General features: G+C 37.8%; 22 protein-coding genes and 1 CRISPR repeat array. Of the genes, 4 read left to right on the forward strand and 18 right to left on the reverse strand.

The window, feature by feature from the left end:
* The first annotated feature begins 127 nt into the window (after window positions 1–127).
* The gene (gene fabA / locus NYR30_RS06240) at window positions 128–673 is read left to right on the forward strand and encodes a bifunctional 3-hydroxydecanoyl-ACP dehydratase/trans-2-decenoyl-ACP isomerase (RefSeq protein ID WP_066112869.1); all 546 of its coding nucleotides are present in this window, start codon (window positions 128–130) and stop codon (window positions 671–673) included.
* Window positions 674–704: 31 nt separating this feature from the next.
* Here fabA and ruvC read toward each other — a convergent pair whose 3' ends face one another.
* The 13 genes from ruvC to NYR30_RS06305 all read right to left on the reverse strand — a co-directional run bounded on the left by ruvC (window position 705) and on the right by NYR30_RS06305 (window position 13,349).
* The gene (ruvC, locus tag NYR30_RS06245) at window positions 705–1,277 is read right to left on the reverse strand and encodes a crossover junction endodeoxyribonuclease RuvC (RefSeq protein WP_066112890.1); all 573 of its coding nucleotides are present in this window, start codon (window positions 1,275–1,277) and stop codon (window positions 705–707) included.
* Window positions 1,278–1,753: 476 nt separating this feature from the next.
* Entirely contained in the window at window positions 1,754–2,494 is a 741-nt protein-coding gene (locus NYR30_RS06250) for a YebC/PmpR family DNA-binding transcriptional regulator (RefSeq protein ID WP_066105559.1), read from the reverse strand.
* A gap of 12 nt (window positions 2,495–2,506) precedes the next feature.
* The gene (nudB, locus tag NYR30_RS06255) at window positions 2,507–2,959 is read right to left on the reverse strand and encodes a dihydroneopterin triphosphate diphosphatase (protein WP_066105585.1); all 453 of its coding nucleotides are present in this window, start codon (window positions 2,957–2,959) and stop codon (window positions 2,507–2,509) included.
* A 3-nt stretch (window positions 2,960–2,962) separates the two neighbouring features.
* Window positions 2,963–3,859 carry an RsiV family protein gene (locus NYR30_RS06260; protein ID WP_066112868.1) on the reverse strand — a complete coding sequence of 299 codons (897 nt, stop codon included), beginning with the start codon at window positions 3,857–3,859 and terminating at the stop codon, window positions 2,963–2,965.
* 14 nt (window positions 3,860–3,873) lie between these two features.
* Entirely contained in the window at window positions 3,874–5,643 is a 1,770-nt protein-coding gene (gene aspS, locus NYR30_RS06265; RefSeq protein WP_302502354.1) for an aspartate--tRNA ligase, read from the reverse strand.
* A gap of 142 nt (window positions 5,644–5,785) precedes the next feature.
* On the reverse strand, window positions 5,786–6,514 hold the full coding sequence (cmoA, locus tag NYR30_RS06270; RefSeq protein WP_066112866.1) for a carboxy-S-adenosyl-L-methionine synthase CmoA: 729 nt from the start codon (window positions 6,512–6,514) through the stop codon (window positions 5,786–5,788).
* 63 nt (window positions 6,515–6,577) lie between these two features.
* Window positions 6,578–7,006, reverse strand: coding sequence for a type II toxin-antitoxin system VapC family toxin (locus NYR30_RS06275; RefSeq protein ID WP_066112865.1), 429 nt, complete (start codon window positions 7,004–7,006; stop codon window positions 6,578–6,580).
* A 2-nt stretch (window positions 7,007–7,008) separates the two neighbouring features.
* On the reverse strand, window positions 7,009–7,275 hold the full coding sequence (locus NYR30_RS06280) for a type II toxin-antitoxin system Phd/YefM family antitoxin (RefSeq protein ID WP_066112864.1): 267 nt from the start codon (window positions 7,273–7,275) through the stop codon (window positions 7,009–7,011).
* A gap of 183 nt (window positions 7,276–7,458) precedes the next feature.
* Complete coding sequence (locus NYR30_RS06285) at window positions 7,459–9,393, reverse strand: LTA synthase family protein (protein WP_066112863.1); 1,935 nt, start codon at window positions 9,391–9,393, stop codon at window positions 7,459–7,461.
* Window positions 9,394–9,493: 100 nt separating this feature from the next.
* Window positions 9,494–10,135 (reverse strand): MBL fold metallo-hydrolase, encoded by a 642-nt coding sequence (locus NYR30_RS06290; RefSeq protein ID WP_066112889.1) that lies wholly within the window; start codon window positions 10,133–10,135, stop codon window positions 9,494–9,496.
* Window positions 10,136–10,155: 20 nt separating this feature from the next.
* Window positions 10,156–10,716 (reverse strand): peptidoglycan L,D-endopeptidase MepK, encoded by a 561-nt coding sequence (gene mepK / locus NYR30_RS06295; RefSeq protein WP_066112862.1) that lies wholly within the window; start codon window positions 10,714–10,716, stop codon window positions 10,156–10,158.
* A gap of 99 nt (window positions 10,717–10,815) precedes the next feature.
* A complete protein-coding gene (locus NYR30_RS06300) occupies window positions 10,816–12,219 on the reverse strand; it encodes a L,D-transpeptidase family protein (protein ID WP_066112861.1) in 1,404 nt (467 codons plus the stop codon).
* 161 nt (window positions 12,220–12,380) lie between these two features.
* Window positions 12,381–13,349 carry an IS30 family transposase gene (locus NYR30_RS06305; RefSeq protein ID WP_082987441.1) on the reverse strand — a complete coding sequence of 323 codons (969 nt, stop codon included), beginning with the start codon at window positions 13,347–13,349 and terminating at the stop codon, window positions 12,381–12,383.
* A 626-nt stretch (window positions 13,350–13,975) separates the two neighbouring features.
* Between NYR30_RS06305 and NYR30_RS06310 the strand changes: the two genes are divergently transcribed.
* Window positions 13,976–15,406, forward strand: a complete 1,431-nt coding sequence (locus NYR30_RS06310; RefSeq protein WP_302500362.1) for an IS1182 family transposase — start codon at window positions 13,976–13,978, stop codon at window positions 15,404–15,406.
* Window positions 15,407–15,532: 126 nt separating this feature from the next.
* Here NYR30_RS06310 and NYR30_RS06315 read toward each other — a convergent pair whose 3' ends face one another.
* The 3 genes from NYR30_RS06315 to NYR30_RS06325 all read right to left on the reverse strand — a co-directional run bounded on the left by NYR30_RS06315 (window position 15,533) and on the right by NYR30_RS06325 (window position 18,061).
* Window positions 15,533–15,961: a TOBE domain-containing protein gene (locus NYR30_RS06315; RefSeq protein WP_066111860.1), complete on the reverse strand. Its 429-nt coding sequence runs from the start codon at window positions 15,959–15,961 to the stop codon at window positions 15,533–15,535.
* Between the two features lie 59 nt (window positions 15,962–16,020).
* The gene (locus NYR30_RS06320) at window positions 16,021–17,190 is read right to left on the reverse strand and encodes an MFS transporter (protein ID WP_066105533.1); all 1,170 of its coding nucleotides are present in this window, start codon (window positions 17,188–17,190) and stop codon (window positions 16,021–16,023) included.
* 67 nt (window positions 17,191–17,257) lie between these two features.
* On the reverse strand, window positions 17,258–18,061 hold the full coding sequence (locus tag NYR30_RS06325; RefSeq protein ID WP_066111862.1) for an MOSC domain-containing protein: 804 nt from the start codon (window positions 18,059–18,061) through the stop codon (window positions 17,258–17,260).
* Between the two features lie 377 nt (window positions 18,062–18,438).
* Here NYR30_RS06325 and NYR30_RS06330 point away from each other — a divergent pair, with 377 nt between their 5' ends.
* Both NYR30_RS06330 and NYR30_RS06335 read left to right on the forward strand, forming a co-directional pair.
* Window positions 18,439–18,777 (forward strand): P-II family nitrogen regulator, encoded by a 339-nt coding sequence (locus NYR30_RS06330; RefSeq protein WP_066105527.1) that lies wholly within the window; start codon window positions 18,439–18,441, stop codon window positions 18,775–18,777.
* 45 nt (window positions 18,778–18,822) lie between these two features.
* Window positions 18,823–20,115 (forward strand): ammonium transporter, encoded by a 1,293-nt coding sequence (locus NYR30_RS06335; protein ID WP_066105522.1) that lies wholly within the window; start codon window positions 18,823–18,825, stop codon window positions 20,113–20,115.
* Between the two features lie 262 nt (window positions 20,116–20,377).
* A CRISPR array of direct repeats spans window positions 20,378–20,945; the repeat unit is 28 nt; unit sequence GTTTACTGCCGCATAGGTAGCTTAGAAA.
* A 100-nt stretch (window positions 20,946–21,045) separates the two neighbouring features.
* On the opposite strand, the gene prc is transcribed toward NYR30_RS06335, so the two are convergent.
* Together prc and proQ are read right to left on the reverse strand one after the other, a co-directional pair.
* Window positions 21,046–23,049: a carboxy terminal-processing peptidase gene (prc, locus tag NYR30_RS06340; RefSeq protein ID WP_302502359.1), complete on the reverse strand. Its 2,004-nt coding sequence runs from the start codon at window positions 23,047–23,049 to the stop codon at window positions 21,046–21,048.
* A 112-nt stretch (window positions 23,050–23,161) separates the two neighbouring features.
* Window positions 23,162–23,827: an RNA chaperone ProQ gene (gene proQ / locus NYR30_RS06345; RefSeq protein ID WP_082987436.1), complete on the reverse strand. Its 666-nt coding sequence runs from the start codon at window positions 23,825–23,827 to the stop codon at window positions 23,162–23,164.
* Between the last annotated feature and the right edge of the window lie 187 nt (window positions 23,828–24,014).

Below are 24,014 nucleotides of genomic sequence, written 5' to 3' on the forward strand. Positions count from 1 at the left end.
ACTGCTCCGACCATTCAGCTAACAGATGTAAGCTATTTAAAAAGGGAATTTTCCCTGCTAGAATAGCGAACATCTGTTTCGTATTTTTAATAGAATAATTTTTAACGCTCGCTTGGAGGAGAACAGTATGCCGAACAGTAGTTCACAAAAAAGAACATTCACCGCGCAAAAATCTTTTAGCTATGAAGATTTATTAGCATCAGGACGCGGTGAGTTATTTGGTGAAAAAGGCCCTCAACTACCTGCACCCTCAATGTTAATGATGGATCGTATTGTTGAAATGGATGAAACTAAAGGGCGTTATGGCAAGGGTTATATCGAAGCTGAATTAGATATTCGTCCTGACTTACCTTTCTTTGGCTGCCATTTTATCGGTGATCCGGTGATGCCGGGTTGCTTAGGATTAGACGCAATGTGGCAATTAGTTGGCTTTTTCTTAGGTTGGATCGGTGGCGAAGGTAAAGGTCGTGCTTTAGGTGTTGGTGAAGTTAAATTTACTGGACAGATCTTACCAACATCAAAGAAAGTTACTTATCGTATTCATTTAAAACGTGTGATTAATCGTAAATTGATTATGGGATTAGCCGACGGTGAAGTAGAAGTTGATGGTCGTATTATTTATACCGCCACTGATTTAAAAGTAGGTTTATTCCAAGATACAACAATGTTTTAATCTCTATCAGAGCAGACAAATTTGTCTGCTCTTATTTTTCCGCTTTTAGACGAAAACGCCCTCGACTATATCGAGTCCTTAATAAAGCAGCATTTCCGGTTAATTTTGATTGGCTAGTTTGCGCGACTTGCAAAGCGTGTTGCATTGTATGAGCGTGAGTAATCGCAATCGCTAACGCATCCGCAGCATCTGCTTGTGGTGTTGCAGATAGGTTAAGAATTTTAGTTACCATATGCTGCACTTGTTTTTTGTCGGCAGATCCTATGCCTACCACTGTTTGTTTTACTAATCTCGCTGCGTATTCAAAAACAGGTAATTGTTGATTGGTTGCAGCAACAATCGCTACTCCCCTTGCTTGCCCTAATTTGAGCGCTGAATCAGCATTTTTCGCCATAAAGACTTGTTCAATGGCAAACATATTGGGCTGAAATTGAGTAACTATTTCTGTCACTCCAGCATAAATACGCTGTAAGCGCGTCGGTAAATCATCAACTTCAGTACGAATGACGCCACTGCCAAGATAAAACAGTTGTTTACCTTGTTGTTTAATCACGCCATATCCAGTTAAGCGTGAACCGGGGTCAATGCCAAGAATGATACTCATACTATTGTCCAATTTATTTAAATGCACTGACATTAATGCTTCACAAAGCAGATCCCCTCTTCAAGATTGAAGAGGGTTAGGGAGATTTGATTATTTGTCCCCATTTACCGCCTCTTTTCACTTAGAAAGTTCAGTGAGATAGATGGTTTAAATCTCCCCAATCCCCTCTTTATTGCATTAAAGAGGGGTTCTTCCTACATTCTTATCGATAACAGTGCATAATGGCTAATCCAATGCACTGACATTAATGCTTCACAAAGCAGATCCCCTCTTCAAGATTGAAGAGGGTTAGGGAGATTTGATGATTTATCCCCATTTACCGCCTCTTTTCATTTAGAAAGTTCAGTGAAATGGATAATTTTAAATCTCTCCAGGTATCTCTTTATTGCATTAAAAAGGCGTTTTTCTATTCAAGAACTCTTTTTTAGTTACAGTAAAGGCGTCTTAAAGACGCCTTTCTATCTACAAAAATTCAATTATAGTAATGCTGCAACTTCGTCGCTGATATCACCATTGTGATATACGTTTTGTACATCATCACAATCTTCTAGCATATCAACTAAACGCATCAATTTTGGTGCAGTATCTGCATCTAATTGTGCTGAAGTAGATGGAATCATCGTAACTTCTGCTTCATTAATTTTGAAACCAGCTGCTTCGATCGCTTCACGCACTGCGCTTAACTCTTCCCATGCAGTATAAACTTCAAAGCTACCGTCATCTTGCGGTTGAACATCATCTGCACCCGCTTCGATTGCTGCTTCCATTAATGCATCTTCATCAGCTTCATTCACTAAAATTAAGCCTTTACGAGTGAATAAATATGCCACAGAACCGTCTGTTCCTAAGTTACCACCACATTTGGTGAAAGCGTGACGCACTTCAGATACAGTACGTTTACGGTTATCTGTTAAGCATTCAACAATCACTGCTGTACCACCTGGGCCATAACCTTCGTAAACGATAGATTCCATATTGGTATCATCACCGCCGCCAGCACCACGTTGAATAGCGCGGTTAATAGTGTCGCGAGTCATATTGTTTGAAAGCGCTTTATCAACTGCAGCACGCAAACGAGGGTTTGAGCCAACGTCTGCTCCGCCCATTTTCGCTGCTGTTACTAACTCACGAATTAATTTAGTAAAAATTTTCCCACGTTGTGCGTCTTGTGCCGCCTTACGGTGTTTAATATTAGCCCATTTACTGTGACCAGCCATGAAAAATCCTCTTTAATTTTCAATAGGTTGATGTATTACAAATTTTTCTATCGCTTGCGCGTTATTCCACGATTTTGTCATCTTTACTGCTGTTTCTGCTTCTACCCAACGATAAGCGGAATGTTCAGTTAAAACGACAGAACACTCTTCCGCCAGCGGTAAAGTAAACCAATATTCGTGACAATGCGTTACATTCGGGGCATAACGCTCACGAAATTGTGCAAAGATTTCAAAATCAACTTCATAGTGGCAATCTTGAAGCATCGTTGGCAAAGCAGAAATATCTAGTTGGAGTTCCTCAAATACTTCTCGTTTTGCCGCCTGTGCTGGCGTTTCGCCCATTTCTAAACTACCTGAAACAGATTGCCAAAAATCCTGATCATCTTTACGTTGCAGCATTAATACTCGTTTAGTATCAGTACAATAAACTACAACCAAAACTGATTCAGGGTGTTTATATTTCATCATTTACTCAGAAATAATCGTTTTTGTTGTATTAAATAAAAATTCAGGTTTTACAATATCTATTAATCGTTCATAAGGAATTAATAGTTGAATTTCACCTTCTGCATAAGAACCTAACATATAAGGCGGATAACTCGATAAAATTCCACTATAAGTGAAAGTAAAATTATCTGTTGGTTCAACTTCCCAGCCCATATCTAAACGCTCTTGCAATAATTGCTCTGCTTTGTCTTGATCTTGCTCATTTTCCATTGATGCCAAATACTCAAGATACGCTTCCCGCAATAGATTTTTAAACTCACGTCTTTGGTTTGGTTGCAGCACATCATCAATATGCAATACTTTTTTTGTTTTTAAATCAAAATTAGTAAAGTGTGTTGCATAGACTCCATGCGCTCCGCCAGCATAATGGTAGAAATAATCAGTAAACATTGCTACCTGTTGGTTTTGTGCAATAAAACGCGGTTTATACTCTAATGAAAAACCATAAGGCGCATATTCAGCATCTTTAAATAGCGCTGCAACATCTGCAACATAGGTCTTTTTCAATTCCGCTAGTGGCAATTTATCCCATTCAGCTTGGATCTTCGCCATTTCTTCTTTTGAAAGTTCGAAATTATTTACTGTTAATAGTTTGCGCGCTTCATTTTGAAAATATTGATTAATCCAATCAACATTAGTTTCTAAGCTTTGTACATCGAGTTGATAACAACGATCATTGGCAAAACATTTTTCTTCTTGTAAAAAAGTAACTGGTTTACTGCTAACTAAAGGTAACGGCGCTGGTGCTTCCACTTTTGGTTGTTGGGCTACAGCCGCAGGCTTAGTTACCTTTTCTTCTTTACAAGCAAATAGGGCTAAACCACTTAAGCAGAGTGCGCCCCATTTATATACTTTCATTTTTTCCTCTTTAACTACTCTTTTGTTTTAGTGACTTGAATAGCTAATTCTTGTAATGCTTGTGCATTGGCAAAACTTGGTGCTTCTGTCATTAAACATGCCGCAGCTGTTGTTTTAGGGAATGCGATTACATCACGAATATTGTCTGTACCTGTTAATAGCATTGTTAAACGATCTAGTCCGAATGCCAAACCTGCATGCGGTGGTGTACCAAACTTCAATGCGTCAAGTAAGAAACCAAATTTTTCATATTGTTCTTGTTCATTGATACCTAGAATACGGAAAACAGTTTGCTGCATTTTTGGATCAAAAATACGTACAGAACCACCACCCACTTCATAACCATTAATTACCATATCATACGCATTTGCTACTGCATTCGCTGGTGATTGTTCTAGCTCTTCTGGTGAAACGTGTGCTGGTGAAGTAAATGGATGGTGCATTGCTGCTAAACCACCTTCACCATCTTCTTCAAACATTGGGAAATCAATCACCCATAATGGCGCCCATTGATCTAATTGGGTTAAACCGCAATCACGACCTAATTTCAAACGCAATGCACCCATTGCATCAGTCACCACTTTGTAACTATCTGCACCAAAGAAGATAATATCACCAGTTTGCGCTTGAATACGTTCTAACACAACTTTTAAAGTCGCTTCTGAGAAGAATTTCGCAATTGGACTTTGTACGCCTTCCATACCTGCGTTGATGTCATTAATCTTCATCCACGCTAAACCTTTCGCACCATAAATACCAACAAATTGAGTATATTCATCAATTTGTTTACGAGTAATATGAGAACCGTTTTGTACACGAATCGCAGCAATACGACCTTTCGGATCATTCGCTGGGCCGCTAAACACTTTAAAATCAATTTCTTTTAATAAGTCAGCCACATCCACCATTTCTAATGGGTTACGTAAATCCGGTTTATCTGAACCAAAACGACGCATTGCTTCTGCATAGGTCATTACTGGGAATTTTCCAAGATCCACACCTAAAATTTCTAACCATAAACCATGGATCATCTCTTCCATAATCGCACGTACTTCTGGCGCTGTGAGGAATGAAGTTTCCACATCAATTTGGGTAAATTCTGGCTGACGATCGGCACGTAAATCTTCATCGCGGAAACATTTAACGATTTGATAATAGCGATCAAAACCTGACATCATCAACAATTGTTTGAAAAGTTGTGGTGATTGTGGCAAAGCGTAGAATTTACCTTTATGTACACGGCTAGGTACTAAATAATCGCGTGCACCTTCTGGTGTTGCTTTAGTTAGCATTGGGGTTTCAATATCAAGGAAACCATGGCTATCCATATAACGACGCACATAGCTAGTAATTTTAGCTCTTGTTTTTAAACGTTGCGCCATTTCTGGACGACGTAAATCTAAATAGCGGTATTTTAAACGTTGTTCTTCAGTATTATTTTGGTTGAAATCAAGTGGTAAGACATCGGCAGCGTTATAAATTAAAACATCTGTTGCTGAAACTTCAACTTCCCCTGTCGCCATATTTTTATTGATTTGGTTCTCTGGGCGAGCAATTACTTTTCCTTTAATTTGAATACAATATTCACTGCGTAAATTTGCTGCTTTTTCAAATGCTTGTTTATTTTGTGGATCAATAAATACTTGAACAATTCCTTCACGATCACGCATATCGATAAAAATTAAACCGCCTAAATCACGACGGCGGTGAACCCAACCACTAAGAGTAACTTCTTGACCAATATGACTGCGGTTTAATGCACCGCAATAATGTGAACGCATCATAATAATAAATCCTTGTTTTTAAATTAAGCTAAAAATTAACTCGGCGATTATAGCGAAAATCAAGCGCAGTTTGAATTGGATTAACACATTTCCAATAGAAATCACTAAAAATTTCCTGACAACAAGATATTTGCACCCGACTTTAAGCCTTAATCGCTAACATTGAGCCAAAATTGAAGCATTGGAACCACATCTCAATATGCTGAAAACCAATTTCAGCTAATAATGTTTTTTGGCTGGCAATGCTGTCCGTTTTCATGACATTTTCCAACGCGGTACGTTTTTGGCTAACTTCTAATTCACTGTAACCATTAGCGCGCTTAAAAGTGTGGTGTAAATCGATTTGTAATTCATTGATCACACTATCTTCAAAACGATATTTTTCCGATAACACCAAAATACCGCCAGCATTTAGCCCTTGATAAATTTTTGTTAGTAAAGCTCGTCTATCCGCTGGTGGAATAAATTGTAAGGTGAAATTTAGCACTACCATTGACGCATTTTCGATAGCAATATCACGAATATCAGCACATAAAATTTCAACAGGAATGTCACTATGATATGCAGCTAAATGTTGTCGGCAGCGTTGAACCATAGGTTCGGAGTTATCAATCCCATAAATTTTAACCCCGTCACAATGTAGATTACGGCGAATTGATAAGGTTGCTGCACCACGAGAACAGCCAAGATCATAGACATTTGTCTGTGGTTGTACGAAACGTTCCGCCAACATACCGATTGCAGTAATAATATTGGAATAGCCTGGAATAGAACGTTGAATCATATCAGGAAAAACTTCGGCTACTCGTTCATCAAAGGTAAAGTCACCCAATTTCTCAATGGGTGCTGAGAAAATCATATCTTTGTCCATGATTATTTGTGTTGAATTGAAAAAGGGAGCTATTGTAATAGAAAATTATGTTTTTTTTAATCACTATTCATCGATTGGCATAAATGGATTGAGTAATTTAACGCTAGTTCGTTGAAAATCAGCAATATTGCGTGTCACTAAAATTAAATTATGTTGTAACGCTGTCGCGGCAATCCATGCATCATTTTCAGGAGCATGATCGGGGAAATGTAACCTGGCACAAATTTGTGCTGTTACTTGATCAATTGGCAAAATTTTATTAGTAAATGCTGGCTGCACTACCTCATTAAACCAACGACGAAGTATAACTCCTTGTGCAGGATCTTTTTGCTCTTTTGCTAAAATACCTCTTTCTAGCTCCATCATAACAATTGGACTGGTGTACATTAACTGATTTGAAATTTTCATCACCCAACGTGCAACATTTGGATCACATTTCCCTTGTTTCAAACGGCGAATTTCACTAATAATATTGGTATCTAACAAGTACATAGTTAGTCCTCTAGATCCACTAAACGACGTTGTCTGTTATGACGAGCTGGAAGTTCTAACTCAATTTCTGCGCAAGACGGATCTGTATCCGCTAATGCATCAGCAATACTATAAAACGCTTTCTCTTGGAAATGTTTTTCGTATTCAGCATAACTCATCAATACATATACTGGCTCACCTCGATTAGTAATAATAACAGGCTCTATCTGTGCAGCCTTTTGCGCTTGTCCTAAATGTTGATTAAATTCACGACTACTAATTATTGTCATTTTTTGTTTCTCCATTTAGCAAATAATGTAGCTATGTAGTAACAAATTAACAAAATTCTGACCATAAAGCAACCAATCTACAAAAGGAATTGTTATCACATTACAAAATCTGTTGTTATTTGAATAATAAAAAACCTCGCTGAATAATATTCTTCAACGAGGTTTATCACGTGGTTTAGGTTATTATTGTTTACTTTCCGGTAAACGATACAAACGATTCTTATATAAATAACTGCCCCACAATGCATAGGTTAATGCTTGTTGTTTCATCTCCTCTGGCACTGATGCAGGTTGTAAGTTTTTCTTCACACTATCATAAGTAAAACCTTGTGGTTGTGTATCTGGTTGTAAAATCACCACTTGATTTTTCTCATTCATCAATGCCATTGATTTATCGAACTGCATTAACGCACGATTTGGACTATATTTGGTTAAATCAAAACCTAACATTGGGTATTCAGCATCAATTCCCATCAATGATAATAAGGTTGGCGGCATATCAATTTGGCTCACCAAACGATCATCAGTTTTTGGTGCAATACCATCACCAATGATTAATGCTGGAATATGGAAATGCGTAATTGGCACCAAAGAAGCGCCTGCTACACGAGAATCGTGATCTGCAATCACCAAGAAAATTGTATCTTTCCAATAATCTGATTGTTTTGCACGTTTAAAAAATTCCCCAATCGCAAAATCAGCATATTTCGCTGCATTATTGCGTGTTGCTTTTGGTTGCTCATACAATTCGATTTTATTGTCTGGAAATTCAAACGGATCGTGATTACTTGAACTAAAAACTAAACTAAAGAATGGAGTTCCTTGTTGATGCAACTGACGAAATTCTTGATCAGCACGAATAAAGAGATCTTCATCAGAAACACCCCAAGTTCCTTTGAAACTTGGATTTGGATAATCTTTTTCATCAATAATATATTTAAAACCATTACCGTAGAAGAAGTTAGCCATATTATCAAAGTGTTTTTCGCCACCATAGATAAATGATGTGTGATAACCTCGGCGTGCTAATAAATCCGCTATGGTAAAGAAATTATTCTGGCTGTTAGTTAATTTCACCACAGCACGCGCCGGCGTTGGCGTAAAACCGGTAACCACCGCTTCGATACCTCGTACTGAGCGTGTACCCGTTGCATAAAGATTTTCAAACCACCAACCTTCTTTACTCAATTGATCTAAATTAGGTGATAAAGGTAATCCTCCTAATGCTCCGATAAATTGCGCACCTAAACTCTCTTCCAGAATAATTACTAAATTTTTTGGTTTGCCTCGATAGGTTGCTGGATTATTACTTAATAATGGAATATCACCTTTCACATAATCCGTTTCTGGACGTGGATGTAATTGTTTTAAGGTCGCTAACATTTGTTCCGGTTCTAAGCGTCCATAAATTTCTGATGAATCTTCTTCATGTCGCATCTGACGCATCGCAAACATCACTGAATAGCCGGAATTCAATACCAATGAATTAATTAATGGATCAGAAGAAAATGCCACCATAGCTGGATTAATCCCACGATGAGCAAAGGTTGATCTTGCACCGATAAACACTAATGCTGCCACTAAAACTGCCACTACTGGTCGATATAACCAACTTCCGGCATTGGCATCACGTACCACATAACCTGATAATTTCCAATAACCCCAAATAGCAAATCCAGTAATTAACACTGAAGCAATCATAGCGAACAGATGCCCTTTGGCCAGCATCGTAAAGACTTCTTTAGGATTAACCAAATATTCTACAAACAAGCGATTTGGTCGGAAATCATATGTACTGATAAATTCTGGTGTTGCCAATTCCATAAACAAGATAAAAACTGAACCCGCAGTTAAAGCTACGCGCAGAATAATTCTAAACACAGAACCAAATTGGCTTTTATCTAAAAAAAGTGCTGATAAGAGGGCAAATAAACCAAATAACCAACAAAGCGATACGATATCCATGCGGATACCTTGTACTAATAACGGAAACCATCCATCTACCGCATCAACACGTTCTTTTTGCCAGAAAGCTAAACCAATACGACTCACCGACAGAACGATTAGATTTAATACGAAAAAATAAAATACTGGATAAAGGGAGAAAACCCGGAACATAATAACCTCAAATACTCATCTTCCTGATATCTATTAAAAAAGAAACCTCCGATAACTGGAGCAGCTATTAGAGGTTTATCAATATAAAGAGTTCATTTATTTAGTCGATATTTTGTGCATTTAAAAAAGGATTTTGTCTTTTTTCATCTGCTATCGTTGTCAATAAACCATGACCAGGCACAATTTGCATATCATCGGCTAATGGCCATAGTTTTGTCTTAATACTATTAATTAATTGTGAAAAATCACCGCCAGGAAAATCGGTACGACCAATACTACGACGGAATAATACATCCCCCGTAAAAGCAATATTCTCTTCTTGATTAATAAAACCGATGTGGCCTGGAGTATGGCCCGGCAAATGTAATACTGAAAAAGAGAGAGCACCAAACTGTACTGTTTCACCTTCCTCTAACCAACGATCTGGTGTTAAAGGTGCACAATAGGGTAAGCCAAATTGTTCAGCTTGTTGTGGTAGCCCTTGTAGCCAATAGTCATCAGCTTTATGCGGGCCAATAATCTCAAGATTAAATTCTCTTTTTAGTTTCGCTGCGCCACCTACATGATCAAGATGACCATGAGTCAATAAGATCATTTTAGGTTTTAATTCATTTTCATTAATAAAATTAATGATTCTCTCTGCATCACCGCCGGGATCAATAATGGCAGCATTTTTTTCATCGTCCCAAATCACAGAACAATTTTGTTGAAATGGGGTAACTGGAATTATTTGTACGTTCATCATTATTGTATTGTGTTTAATCAGCTTCCACGCCAAGTACGATTAGGGCCTGTATCTACGTGCACAAAATTACTGCGTGGATAATAGCCAACCCCACCATTATTCAAAGATTGCGCCACTTTGCGTACATTATCTAATGAAACATTCGTAATACGGAAATCTATTGCTTGGCCTCTCATATGGTAACTATTGCTGGCCACGCCTTTACTACGACGATGCATTGCAGCATTTGTTGCCGGTGAACGATAACCACAAACTACTGAAATTTCACATGAACGCAAACCTAGACGTGATTGAATTTGATAGAGTTTGGTAAATAAACGAGGATCCATGTTATGAACCAAATTACTGCGTCGATCACGCATTAAATAATTGAGTTTTTGTAGATCTGATTTAGCTAATCCCTTACCAGGAGCAAATGGGGAACTTAATTTTTCACCAGTATTAATATTCTTAAAATGTAGGATCTTTGGTGCTGCAGTAGATAACACTGCAAATGCAGAATTTGCCACCAATGAACTACCTAACATAATACCGCCCAACGATAGCCATCTACGGCGAGATTGATCAATATTGCCCATTTCCTTGTTTCCTATTGGTAAGTGATTTATCAGAGAGGTCAACAGAAAGGCTATTGCATAAACAATAGCCTCCAGGATTATACCGATTTTTTTCTCAGATTAAAGTAAATATTGTTGTAAAAGCGTTTTGTTAGTTTCTTCTAATGTTAATTTCTTATCATAGCCATAAATATCTGAAACTGTATGTAGCTGACCTTGCGCATCCGCCCACGCTGTTACATAGTAAAGATAGACTGGATTACTAGATTGAATTGGCACTGATGTTGTTTTACGACTTTTCAACACTTGTGCTTTTTTATCTAATGTCCAACCTGACTCTGTTAATAATAATGTCGCCAATTCATCTGATTTATTCACTCGCACACAACCTGAGCTAATTGCTCGATTTTTATTATTAAATAAACGGTGATTTGGCGTGTCATGCAGATAAATTGCATCAGAACTCGGCATATTAAATTTAAAGTTACCTAATGCGCTATCACCACCTGGCGCTTGACGCAAGCGGTATGGGAAACGCTTCGCTGTCATATTATCCCAGTCAATAGTATAAGGATCGATAGTATTCCCTTTACTATCAATAATCGTATAGCCATTACGATAGATATAACTTGGATCTTTACGTACTTTTGGAATGAGATCTTCATTAATTAAACGAACAGGCGCATTCCATGGTGGATTCACCACAATATTGCTTAATTTACTACTCATTACTGGTGTTTTTCGTGCTTGTTTACCCACAATCACTTTTGAATCTAGCACCTCTTCGCCATTACGATAATAATGTAGATGATACGTTGGTATATTGACGAAAATTCCAGTATGGAAATCAGGAATAAAACGTAAACGTTGCAAGTTTATTGCTAATTTTGCCAAAGTCGCATTATCTAATGTTTGTTGTTGTAATCCAGTTAAAATCGCTTGCAATGTATGCGTATAACGTTGATTTGGTTGATTATATTTTTGTACAAATGCTAATAATTGTTGTTGATCAACAGCCGATAACCATGCCGAAATCACCTCATCTTGTGGTAATTTTGCGCTATATCGATAGCTATCATATAACCAATTTTGCGCATTATTCGCCACATTAGTGACATAATTTAAGTAATTCAACCAACTGTCTGTAATCAAGATATCTGCCGCCAAGCTATTTGCATCCAATTGGCTTAATTGTGCTAATTGCTCTTTTACATCCTTAGAAATATCAGTTAAACCTAATAAAGCATAATCACGCAAAAACAATTGTTTTGCTTCTGCATTTTGCCAAATTGGTGCGAAATCACGTGCAGTATAAATTTCAGCGAGTTTTTCCGGAAAAACTAACTTTACTCCTTGGGTAACTTGTTGTAATTTTTCTAAATTTGCTGGTTGCTGAACTTGTACAGCGGCAACCTGATCAGTGGTTTGATTTTGTGAAACATTTACGGATTCTTCTGCAAAACTTGATTCCATCATAATTGCAGAACATAAAATTGTGGTTAAGACATGTTTTTTTTGCAACATATTAACCTCCTCTTCGCTTAGTTCTTTAAGTTATTAAAATAGTTATAATTATGTGACATTATAAATTAAGCCAATTGCCATTTCATCCTTTTTCACGAAAAGTGATAACGAATAGAGTGCTATCTTATTTATACAAATGATTTTATTTTACTCTTGAATTGTCAAATCAAGTGCAACACTTTATCAAAATAGACCTCATAAGGTGTTTTCCAATTTAAACATTTGCGTGGTCGGTGATTAAGTTTATCGACCGCTGCCTGTATCTGCTCCTCTGAAACGGACGTGATATCCATGCCTTTCGGGAAATACTGTCGCAACAACCCATTAGAGTTTTCATTTGTTCCCCGCTGCCAAGGCTGATGTGGCGGAGGAAAATAAAATTCAACATCAAGTGCTGATGTCACCTGCTGATGTTTGGCAAATTCTTTTCCTCTATCAGGCGTAATGCTCTTGAGTGGTTGATTTCTCAATGCTGTTTTCAGCGCCTTAACCACGTCTTCCGCTTTTTTTGAAGATAACTTCGTCGCAATCAGAAAGCGACTTCGTCTATCATTCAACGTTAGCAAACAGGCTTTGCCAAACTGCCTTGATACCGTATCTGCTTCCCAATCGCCAAAACGGCTTCGCTCATTGGCTTCCTGTGGGCGTTGGTTTAACTCGTGGCTAATAATAATTTTACCTCGTTTTTCTACACTGTTCGCACGATGGCGCCGCTTGCCTTTATGGCGCAGATACCGTTTCGCTGTTCTACGAGCGTTATCAAACAGACAGTCATTTATCGCCCGATAAATCGTGGTAAAACTAATTTGATATGGGCTGTTCTCTTGCTTCAACCGTTGCGAAATCTGCTCAGGCGACCAGTTATCCACGATGAACTTCTGCCTTACCAACTCAAACAGTGCAGTATTTTTTAGCTTCTTGTTCGGTTTACACTTAGCGCGTTTCTGCTGATAACGTTGTTGAGCCAACTGGGCAGTATAGCAGCACCTTGAACAGCGTTTTAACTCTCTTGAAATCGTGGATTTATGCCGTTTAAGTGCAACGGCAATAGCGCTAATCGTGTGTCCCAATGCGTGAAAAATCATTATCTTTTCACGCTCATCTATTGTAAGATGGCAATAAGTGTTCATAAGTTTCTGTCCTTAATTTTTTCAAAAAATAAGTTTTCGTCCTTACTTTTTTCGAAAAATAAATTATAACGGATTTCCTTATGAACACTTTTTTATTTGTTGCACTTAGATTGTAAATTCAAGCTCTTTTTTAGTCCAAAAAAATAACTTATTGATTTAACAATATTTTTTATTATCTTAGCAAAAATAGGGTGAATGGCTAAATTTTTATGTCATAGCTTGCTATTTCAGGAATGACGATATATTTTAATGAAGTTTACCGTCGCATAGATGGCTTAGAAAAACCAAATTTGATGTTCTTTCCGCTTCTTAAAGTTTACCGTCGCATAGATGGCTTAGAAAATGTTATCTGGCATTTTGAGTAAGGCTTTAAAGTTTACCGTCGCATAGATGGCTTAGAAAAATTTGGCGACTTTTTAAAATATTGCGAATCCGTTTACCGTCGCATAGATGGCTTAGAAAATCATGGGAACGCTACATTCACCCATGTGAAGGTTTACCGTCGCATAGATGGCTTAAAAGCAACAATCCGCATTAAATATGCGGATTGTTCAGACTGCTGACAAACCTCTAGACATACCTCTAGAGGTTTGATCTAATAGGCATATCGAAAAAAGGAAATGCCTATGCTCAAAAATACTGCCTCACCCCAATATGAAATCGAGATGATAAGTCTCGAACAACTCGTACCGAAAGACCACCTTGTCCGTAAAGTCGCTAAAGCTATCGATTTTGAATTCATTCGTGATGAAGTGGCGCATCTCTATTGCCATGACAACGGTCGCCCCGCAGTTGACCCAGTTCGTTTGTTCAAGATAATGTTACTCGGCTATCTTTTCGGTATTAAAAGCGAACGCCAGTTGGTGAAAGAGATTGAAGTCAACGTCGCTTACCGTTGGTTTTTGGGGATGAGCCTCACGGAAAAAGTGATAGATGCTAGTACCTTAAGCCAAAACCGTCTTCGCCGTTTTAATGGTACGGATGTATTTGAGCGTATTTTTACCCACATTGTTTGGCAAGCGATGGAAAAAGGCTTGGTGGGAGGTAAATATCTGTTTACTGACAGCACCCACTTGAAAGCCAGTGCCAATAAAAACAAAAAGCATAATGAAAAGCGAGCAGTTCGAGTGAGCCAATATATCGCTATGCTCAACGAAGATGTGGCAAAAGAGAGGGAAGCAAAAGGAAAAAAGCCGTTAAAGGCGAGTGAGAAAGCCGTCGAAGTCAAAGACACCAACGTGAGCAATACCGACCCTGAAAGTGGGTATATGCACCGAGATAACAAGCCCAAAGGCTTCTTCTATCTCGACCACCGCACAGTCGATGGTAAATACGGGATTATTGTAGATACCTTTGCGACGGCAGGGAATGTCAATGACAGCCAACCCTATATTGCTCGTCTTGATGCCACCACAGAACGCTTTCGGTTCAAGCCCAAAGCGGTCGGGCTTGATGCAGGCTATTTTACCGCCCCTGTTGCCGAGAGTCTTGCCCGACGAGGCATTATTGGTGTATTTGGCTATCGTCGTCCCACCAAAGGCAAGAACCGCTTACGAAAAAGTGCGTTCCGCTATGATGTCGAAACTGACAGCTACACTTGCCCCGCAGGGCAATCGCTCCGCTATAGCACCACCACCCGAGAAGGTTATCACACTTACAAATCCAACCCGACCTATTGCCAAACTTGCCCACTACGTTCACAGTGTACCCAAAACCAAAAAGCCGAACGCCTCATCACCAGGCATATTTACCAAGATGCTGTGGACAACGCCAATGCAGTGAGAATATCGAGGCAGGGCAGAAAACTCTATAAACGTCGAGCAGAAACCGTAGAGCGCAGCTTTGCGGATGCAAAACAACATCATGGACATCGCTATGCCCGTTATAGAGGGCTATCCAAAGTGCAAATGCAATGCTTCCTTGCGGCAATGGCACAAAATATCAAGAAAATTGCCCTGGTGGTATGGGCTATTTTGTCTTATTTATGGCGCCAATTTTGCTTGTTTGAGGCATGGGTAAAAAAATCAGCGAAAATGACCACTTGCCCAATTATCTGAAAGGAAAAGCAAGAGAAAAGCGACAAAGTAAAAAAACAAACCCACTTTTACCAAATGATTTTGGAAAGGTGGGTTTGTCAGCGGTCTGAACAATCCGCATTAAATATGCGGATTGTTGTTTAATCACTATGCTCGTTTCACACCTAAAATAATATGTGAAGCTTTAATGATTACATTTACCGCTGAACCAACCGTTAAACCTAATGCGTCAGTACTAGTATTAGTAATAATCGCAACGATTTCATTGCCACCAGCAGTTTTTACAATAACTTCTGAATTCACTGCACCACGAGCTACTGCAATTACATTACCGTTAAGTTGGTTACGTGCAGACAATACTAATGATGTGTCTGTTGATAAAATCACTGATGATGCCTTAAAAATAGCAACAACCTCGGCGCCCTCTGTTAACTGTAAATTCTTCGTACTTTCAGAAGTAATTACACTAGTTAATTTTTCGCCACTTGCCAATAACAACTCAATTGCATCATTTACTGCACCTTGCTTAATGGATTTTACAGTTGCTTTTAACTGATTTCTTGCACTTATTGTCATTTGTTATTCCTCTATACAGAATGAACTTTATTAATATCATTAATCAACAACAGCTTTATTTATCGCTTTCTCATTCCCCAAATACATATTGGAATAAAACTTAATAAGAAAATTGAACCGATAATAACGCTGCCCCACGAAAAATGGCGCCATAAGAAGATAAGGTAGAACCCCACCATACTAGAACCAAAATAGTAAAATGATAGGTATAATGCCGACGCCAATGCCCTAGCTTGTTGTGCTTGTTTACCTACCCAACCACTTGCCAACGCGTGTGTGGTAAAAAAGCCAATACTACAAATCAACAACGCCATAATAATTAGCGGTAATGATGAAGCCATCAAAGCCAATACCCCAATTAACAATACACACCAGCCAAGAAACATACCGCGTAACGCTGAATAGCGTTGAGTTAATTTTCCTGTTAGACTTGCTGCGAATGTACCACTCAAGTAACACAAAAAAAGTAACGAAACTTGTGTTGTTGAAAAATAGTAAGGTTCATTAATTAGCCGTAAGCTCACCACCGAATAGAGATTAATAAAAACCCCAAAACCTAATCCGCCAATAAAATAGGTACGCCACAATTTCGGATTACGAATATGACCACACAAATTTTTGCGCAAATTATTGAATTGTAATGTTTGCAATTGGAAATGCTGCTCTTTTGGTAAGCAATAAATAATCAGAAATACGCCAATTATTGCCAAGAAACCGCAAAACAACATCGGCATATTTAAACCAAAGTGATCGGCTAAGAATCCACCTAATAACCGCCCTGAAATACCGCCTAATGAATTGGCGGCAATATAGGAACCTACGACTGAAGCAATCGATCTCGGTTCAAACTCTTCACTAATATAAGCAATCGCCACTGCGGGTAAGCCACCTAAAGCCACGCCTTGCGCAACTCTAAAGAAAATCCATGCGCCGACTGAATCAACAAAATATAAAATAATACCGATAATGGCCGTTATACCAAGGCTAATTTGCATCATTAAGCGTCGCCCAAAACGATCCGCAAATAATGCCCAAGGAATTAAACTCAAACTAAGTCCAAGCGATGCGCCCGCAAAAATCCAGTTCGCGATAGTAATAGAAACTTGATATTGTTTAGCAAAATCCGCCAAGATTGGCTGAGCTGAATAGAGGTTACAGAAGACGAGAAATGAAGAGAATGCTAACGCAAAACTCGCTAAATAAAACTCTCTGGAACGAAGCGTAATCATTGATTTTATACAAATGAAGATAGGGATATCCCTATCTTATGCTCTTAACAAATCATTTACAAACACTTTATTCCTTTTTGTACTGTAAAACTTCTACTTTATCACCAACACGAATAACACCACTATTTAGTGGAATTAAATTGATACCAAATAACGGTTCTCCCTCCTCACTCTTGTGAATTTTTTTCAAGGTACGGAAAGGTTCACATTTTGCTTCTAATTCTGCCGTTGCTAAATTTCTCGTTGTTAAAATACAACGAGCACATAATTTGGCATTCAAAAATTCCACACCACCAATCTTAATGGTATGCCAATTTTCTTCCGCAAACGCCGTTTCTCCAGTAACAATTAAGTTACTACGAAATTGATCAATCGTAATGGGCACAGGGCAAGCTTGCTGCACTGCAGTAAAAGAACTTTCGCTCACTAGCAATAATGGATAACCATCTGCAAATGACACACTATGTTCTGGAAAACGTTTAATAAAACGCTGATCTCGTTCACCTAACCAACGTAACATTACTTCCGTTTGTAATTTTTCACTAAACCATTGGTTAATATGCTCTGGTGCCACATAAGAAGGGAAATGATTTCCCCATACCTCACACTCTTGCTGTTCGGAAAAATCTTGATAACGAATTACTATCTCACTACCATCTTGATGACGAACTATTATCCCTTGCGCAATTGGATAAGCTGAAAAACGATATAACTCACCATATTTTCGCGCTGTAATAAATGTACCAGCGGGATCGGTCAGCATAAATTCTCGATCAAAACTAAGCCCATGCGGTTGTACATAACTTTGTAACGTAAAACAAGGTTGAATTGATTTGATTGGATAAAATGCAATTTTAGTCAAACTATTCATAGAAATTCCTCTTATTTTTATCGCCAAAATAATGTACCTCATCCACGTCTTAATGAGAACTTGTTTATCATAAAATTTTCTGCTCTCACACAACCTAATTAGAGAAAATCTAATAAAAAAACAAAAATTAAAAATTTTTTATAAAAAAACTAAAAAAACCTTTGACAACATTTAATTCAAAGTTTTATTATCTAAACACAATTTAATACAAAGGTTAATTTAATAAATATTCAACACATTAAAGGCTATTTTGTTAGATAAAATTCTATTTAATAGCAAAATTGATAGAAAAAATTCAAAACAAAATACATGAAATGTCGAGAGTGTTTATCAAAGCCTAATAATTCAAACTCATTAGCCCTTTACAGGAGGTTTATATGAAACTTATCAGCGCAATTATCCAACCATTTCGTCTGGATGAAGTTCGCGAAGCATTAACAGATATTGGTATTCATGGTATCACCGTTACTGAAGTAAAAGGTTTTGGTCGTCAAAAAGGACATACTGAAATCTATCGTGGTAGTGAATACTCTGTTGATTTCTTACCAAAAATTCAAATTGATATCGCTGTAAGTGATGAAAATGTTGATAGCGTAGTAGAAACAATTATTGAAGCGTCACAAACAGGACGCGTCGGCGATGGCAAAATTTTTGTTTTACCACTAGAACAAGTTATTCGTATCCGTACTCGTGAAACGGGCGATGATGCACTTTAATTTATTTTAATAATAGAAACACAACACGACTTAGGGGAAGTAAAAATGAAACGATACCATTGGTTAATGGCTTTACTGCCAATGACAGCACACGCTGATCTTTCGGACTGGGTACAACCTACATCAGTCATTAGTGCAGGTGATACCGCATGGGTTATGCTGGCTGCAATTTTAGTCTTATTTATGACAATTCCAGGATTAGCACTCTTTTATGCTGGTATGGTACGTAAGAAAAATATTCTCGCAACAATGGTACAAAGTTTTGCCATCTGCTGCTTAGTTGCGGTGATTTGGATCGTTTGCGGTTACAGTTTAGCATTTACACCAAACAATCCATTTATTGGTGGCTTAGATCGTCTGTTCTTAAGTGGTTTAAATGTCTTTACTGAACAAGAAAAATTAACCGTATATCCAGGTGCAGGTTCAATTCCAGAATCAGCATTTATGGTGTTCCAAATGGCTTTTGCAATTATTGCTGGTGCAATTATTACTGGTGCATTTGCAGAAAGAATTAAATTTGGTGCGGTATTAGTTTTCGTCGGTATTTGGACATTACTCGTTTATGTACCAACAGCCCACTGGGTTTGGAGTATCGGTGGTTGGTTAGCAGAAGATGGCGTTTTAGACTATGCTGGTGGTACAGTTATTCATATCAATGCGGGTGTCGCAGGTCTTTGTGCAGCGCTCTTTATTGGTAAACGTATTGGCTATGGTAAAGATGCAATGCCTCCATACAACCTTGCTTTAACCTTAATTGGTTGTGCGATGCTTTGGATTGGTTGGTTTGGTTTCAACGCAGGTTCTGCTCTTGCTGCCGATAGCCGTGCGGGGATGGCATTAGCTACCACACAAATCGCTGCCGCAGTAGCTGCATTAACTTGGATGGTATGTGAAGTTCTTAGCAAACATAAACCATCAGCATTAGGTTTAGCTTCTGGTGCTGTAGCAGGATTGGTTGGTATTACTCCAGCAGCAGGTTTTGTTTCACCACAAAGTGCCGTATGGATTGGTGTAATTACTAGCGCAGTATGCTTTATTGCAGTCACTAAAATTAAATATAAATTGGGTTATGATGATTCACTTGATGCCTTTGGTATCCATGGTATTGGCGGTATCGCTGGTGCAGTATTAACAGGTGTATTCGTATCAACAGATATTACTGGCGGTGGAGCAAGCGTACTTGCCCAAGTAGAAAGTGTTGTAATTACTTTAGTTTATAGTAGTGTGATGTCTTTCTTAATCCTATGGGTAATGAGTAAATTCACTGATATTAGAGTTTCATCTGATGAAGAACGCCAAGGTCTTGACTTAATCTCTCATGGTGAACGTCTAGAATAATCAGGAATATTAAATAATTTAATTAAGCATAGTAGTTGTTATTGACAATCTTTCTGCACCGTAAAAGTTGGCTTCAACTGGAAGGTGCAGTTTTTTTATTCTTAATGAGTAATCTCTCTTTCTTATCAATTACCCTTATTTTTTCTCTTAATATAACCAATTGATTTTCCATTAATTTTATTAGTTTGACAGAAAAAGGGTTAACAACTAAATTTTTACTGTGATCCTTGTTATTTAAGGGATTACGGTAATTTATGGTCTAGTTTACTGCCGCATAGGTAGCTTAGAAAGCCACGATCTTCAAGATAAATAAGCCCCGGATGTTTACTGCCGCATAGGTAGCTTAGAAAAATTTCCTTCAATTTTTGGATTGAGATTTCATGTTTACTGCCGCATAGGTAGCTTAGAAAAACCTGGAGTTGCGTTATCGCCAACATCCTTAGTTTACTGCCGCATAGGTAGCTTAGAAATTTGAATCTATCGACCCACTCTAACTTGTAAAGTTTACTGCCGCATAGGTAGCTTAGAAAAAGGGGGAATCTGTTTGTGCAATCAAATGCAAGTTTACTGCCGCATAGGTAGCTTAGAAAACTGAATAGAGGTAATTATGGGCGTTCGCAAAGTTTACTGCCGCATAGGTAGCTTAGAAATATACCGATATAGCCAATCAATCGTGAGATGTGTTTACTGCCGCATAGGTAGCTTAGAAACGACAATTTTTTCGAAAAAATTAACAGTAATGGTTTACTGCCGCATAGGTAGCTTAGAAAGAGATTATCATGCTCAGTGAACTCAACCTCAAGTTTACTGCCGCATAGGCAGCTTAGAAATAGTACGATATATGAAAATTAATATATTTTGTGGTTTCGTCCCGCCAAACATATTATCGCCTCCACTTAGGGAGGCAATTTTTAACAGACAAAATTAGATTTATTTCTCAGATAACATATCTGCTGCCATATGTTCTACTTCTTTCAACACAAAATCTGGCGCTTCGTAATCTTTCGGTAAGTCATCTAATTTCTTCAATGGTTTCTTACCTTCACGTTTAAATCTAGCATTCAAATCTTTCAAACGTTTTGCGTCATCTTTATCATTTTCAGCTTTTCTTTCATCTAAATTTAATGATAAGAATTTACGCTCATTACGTTGATCACGTGTTGCAATATCTTGATTTAATACAATAAATTCTGGATCGTTAGCAACACGTTCTTGATGACGCGTTGTTAAAGTTTTAATCATTGAAGATAAATCGCTCACTTTCTTATAAGAAGCTTCTGGAATTTTATCCCATACTAAAGCATTATCTTCTTTACTTTCACCATATTCAGATTCATCAATCAATTCCGCGATCTTAATATCCGGCGCTACACCTTTTAATTGTGTACTACCACCATTAATACGATAGAATTTTTGAATGGTGTATTGAATTGCTCCCAATGGAGTTGGATCAGTATCATAAATAAAGTTTAATGGGCGACTTTGTTGTACGGTTCCTTTACCAAAGGTATTTTGCCCAACAATAATTGCTCGACCATAATCTTGCATTGCCGCAGAGAAAATTTCTGATGCAGATGCACTAAAACGATCCACCACCACAATCATTGGGCCATTATATAATTCTTGTGGATCAAGATCTTCATGCACACGAATACGATTAAATGCATCACGTACTTGTACCACTGGGCCATCTGTAATAAATAAACCGCTTAAATTGACAACTTCTGGCAATGAACCACCACCGTTATTACGCAAATCGATAATTAATGCGTCGGCTTTTTTCTCTTTCATTTCATTTAATAATTTAACCACATCTGCAGTTAAACCATTATAGAAACTAGGAATTGTGATAACAGCAATATTCTTGTCATCAACTTTTTCCACTTTTAATTTTGCTGCACGATCTTCAATTCTTACTTTATCGCGTACTAAAGTGATAATTTTGGTTTTTCCGCCTTTCGCTGGTTCAATTTCAAGACGTACTGTGGTGCCTTTTTTACCTTTGATTTTCTCTACAACATCATCAAGACGCCAGCCAACCACATCTTCAATTTCGCCTTTATTACCTTGTCCAACACCAACAATTTTATCGCCAGCTTTAATTTTCTTACTTTTATCAGCTGGTGCACCTGGAACTAATGATTTGATAATAGTTTCATCATCTTCAGATTGTAAGGTTGCCCCAATACCTTCCAATGATAAATTCATGTCCTCTTGGAAACTTTTTGCATTACGAGGTGAAAGATAACTCGTATGCGGATCTAACTCTCTTGCAAAAGAGTTTAAGAATAATTGGGTGACATCGTCTGCTTTGGTTTGGGTAAGACGTTTAATTGCCAAATTATAACGTTTAACCAATTTCTTCTTGATCTGTGGCCAAGATTTACCCTGTAAACGCATTGAAATGATGTCGTTTTTCACCCGTTCTTTCCAAAGTTTATCAGCTTCTTCCTCAGTTTTTGGAAACGGTGCTTTACTACGATCAATCTCAATTTGATCTTTTTCTTTTAAATTCGGCTCTTTATCTAATAAAGAAAGCGCATAGCTGTAACGTTGATAACGGCGCTCTTGTAATAATTTATACATATCAAACGCTGCCGATAAATCGCCCGCAACTAAATCATCATCAAAATGTTTTGCATATTTAGCACGTAATTCATCAATATCTGATTGCAGAAAAGTATTATGGCTGTAATCAAGAAAATTGACATAGCGATTAAAGATCTTTTCTGACATCGCATCATCAAGCGTAAACTTTTTATAATGTGATTGGATTAATCTCGCCGTAACGCGTTTTGCCTCAATCGAATTTGCTTCCGTTGCTGTCGGCAGGACAATCTTATCCGAATTAATATCCGGTTTAACTGCCCATGCAGGTACATTAGTAAATAGATAGCCGATGATAATACTCTGTGCAATTCTCTTGAACTTCATTCGTGTCCAATCCTCTTAAATTCTATAAACTTATCAATCAATTTGAACTTATGTTAGAAACATGAAGCAGGATTATCGCCTGCTTCAGTTATTGATCATTTATCAACAATTATTAAAGTTGAAATACACGATCTTCCGTTATCGTTAACACTAAACCTTGTGCCAATTCAACTCGGACACTATCTTTGCTCACTGCCAATACAGTCGCAATTTGTGTCTTTTCTCCTACTTTAATTTTCACTTGTTGTGTTTCTTGTAAAGTAGATAAATCCACCGGCACTAACGCTGGTTTACGTCTTACCGCTCCCTTATTGTGAGGGTTTTTCTTATAATTTGGCTTACGTGGCTTTTGCTCTTTATCTTTTGCTTGCTTCGCTCTTTGCTCTGCTGTTTTAGCAAATTTTTTCGCCTTACTTTCTTGTAAGCGTTGCTCTGCGTGAGCAATATGTTGTAACTCTACTTCACCACAAGGATTACCATCTAAATCAATACGCTTCGCACCTGGCTTATAGCCATGTAAATAACGCCAGCCTGCAGTATATTGACGAAGTGCACGACGTAATTGACTGTTAGAAACCGTTTCATCATCTTTTAATCTTTCAGCAAGATCTTGGAAAATACCAATTTTTAATGGTTTTGCTTCACCTTGAGTAGAAAAGCAGAGTGGAAATTTTTCGGCTAAATATGCAATAACTTGATTGTTTTCTTGGAATTTGTTTTTTGTAGTGGTTTCAGCATTGGCTTGCTGTTCATTTTTGTTTTCTGTTTCTAACGACATAGTCCTACTCGTAATTGTCTAAAATGGTCTAAAATCAGACTTACCAACTTGTATCAATTTGCTGCATTGCTGCTTTATTAAGCAAAATTGACGCCTATTTGAAATTCAAATCGATGAGATTATTTTACTTGTATATTCTCTCTTTATTTATATACTTGTTCAACAACTTTATTGGCTTATTTAAACT

Origin of the sequence: Gallibacterium salpingitidis, assembly GCF_030517105.1 — a bacterium.
GTDB classification, from domain to species: Bacteria; Pseudomonadota; Gammaproteobacteria; order Enterobacterales; family Pasteurellaceae; genus Gallibacterium; species Gallibacterium salpingitidis.

Excerpts from the sequence above, each read along its gene's own strand:
- prc (WP_302502359.1), bottom strand. The coding sequence starts at position 23,049 with ATGAAGTTCAAGAGAATTGCACAGAGTATTATCATCGGCTATCTATTT.
- NYR30_RS06300 (WP_066112861.1), bottom strand. The coding sequence starts at position 12,219 with ATGTTGCAAAAAAAACATGTCTTAACCACAATTTTATGTTCTGCAATT.
- mepK (WP_066112862.1), bottom strand. The coding sequence starts at position 10,716 with ATGGGCAATATTGATCAATCTCGCCGTAGATGGCTATCGTTGGGCGGT.
- aspS (WP_302502354.1), bottom strand. The coding sequence starts at position 5,643 with ATGATGCGTTCACATTATTGCGGTGCATTAAACCGCAGTCATATTGGT.
- NYR30_RS06310 (WP_302500362.1), top strand. The coding sequence starts at position 13,976 with ATGCTCAAAAATACTGCCTCACCCCAATATGAAATCGAGATGATAAGT.
- NYR30_RS06325 (WP_066111862.1), bottom strand. The coding sequence starts at position 18,061 with ATGAATAGTTTGACTAAAATTGCATTTTATCCAATCAAATCAATTCAA.
- NYR30_RS06260 (WP_066112868.1), bottom strand. The coding sequence starts at position 3,859 with ATGAAAGTATATAAATGGGGCGCACTCTGCTTAAGTGGTTTAGCCCTA.
- cmoA (WP_066112866.1), bottom strand. The coding sequence starts at position 6,514 with ATGGACAAAGATATGATTTTCTCAGCACCCATTGAGAAATTGGGTGAC.
- NYR30_RS06250 (WP_066105559.1), bottom strand. The coding sequence starts at position 2,494 with ATGGCTGGTCACAGTAAATGGGCTAATATTAAACACCGTAAGGCGGCA.
- proQ (WP_082987436.1), bottom strand. The coding sequence starts at position 23,827 with ATGTCGTTAGAAACAGAAAACAAAAATGAACAGCAAGCCAATGCTGAA.
- NYR30_RS06315 (WP_066111860.1), bottom strand. The coding sequence starts at position 15,961 with ATGACAATAAGTGCAAGAAATCAGTTAAAAGCAACTGTAAAATCCATT.
- NYR30_RS06285 (WP_066112863.1), bottom strand. The coding sequence starts at position 9,393 with ATGTTCCGGGTTTTCTCCCTTTATCCAGTATTTTATTTTTTCGTATTA.
- NYR30_RS06275 (WP_066112865.1), bottom strand. The coding sequence starts at position 7,006 with ATGTACTTGTTAGATACCAATATTATTAGTGAAATTCGCCGTTTGAAA.
- ruvC (WP_066112890.1), bottom strand. The coding sequence starts at position 1,277 with ATGAGTATCATTCTTGGCATTGACCCCGGTTCACGCTTAACTGGATAT.
- fabA (WP_066112869.1), top strand. The coding sequence starts at position 128 with ATGCCGAACAGTAGTTCACAAAAAAGAACATTCACCGCGCAAAAATCT.
- NYR30_RS06330 (WP_066105527.1), top strand. The coding sequence starts at position 18,439 with ATGAAACTTATCAGCGCAATTATCCAACCATTTCGTCTGGATGAAGTT.
- NYR30_RS06335 (WP_066105522.1), top strand. The coding sequence starts at position 18,823 with ATGAAACGATACCATTGGTTAATGGCTTTACTGCCAATGACAGCACAC.
- NYR30_RS06290 (WP_066112889.1), bottom strand. The coding sequence starts at position 10,135 with ATGAACGTACAAATAATTCCAGTTACCCCATTTCAACAAAATTGTTCT.
- NYR30_RS06305 (WP_082987441.1), bottom strand. The coding sequence starts at position 13,349 with ATGAACACTTATTGCCATCTTACAATAGATGAGCGTGAAAAGATAATG.
- NYR30_RS06320 (WP_066105533.1), bottom strand. The coding sequence starts at position 17,190 with ATGATTACGCTTCGTTCCAGAGAGTTTTATTTAGCGAGTTTTGCGTTA.
- NYR30_RS06280 (WP_066112864.1), bottom strand. The coding sequence starts at position 7,275 with ATGACAATAATTAGTAGTCGTGAATTTAATCAACATTTAGGACAAGCG.
- nudB (WP_066105585.1), bottom strand. The coding sequence starts at position 2,959 with ATGAAATATAAACACCCTGAATCAGTTTTGGTTGTAGTTTATTGTACT.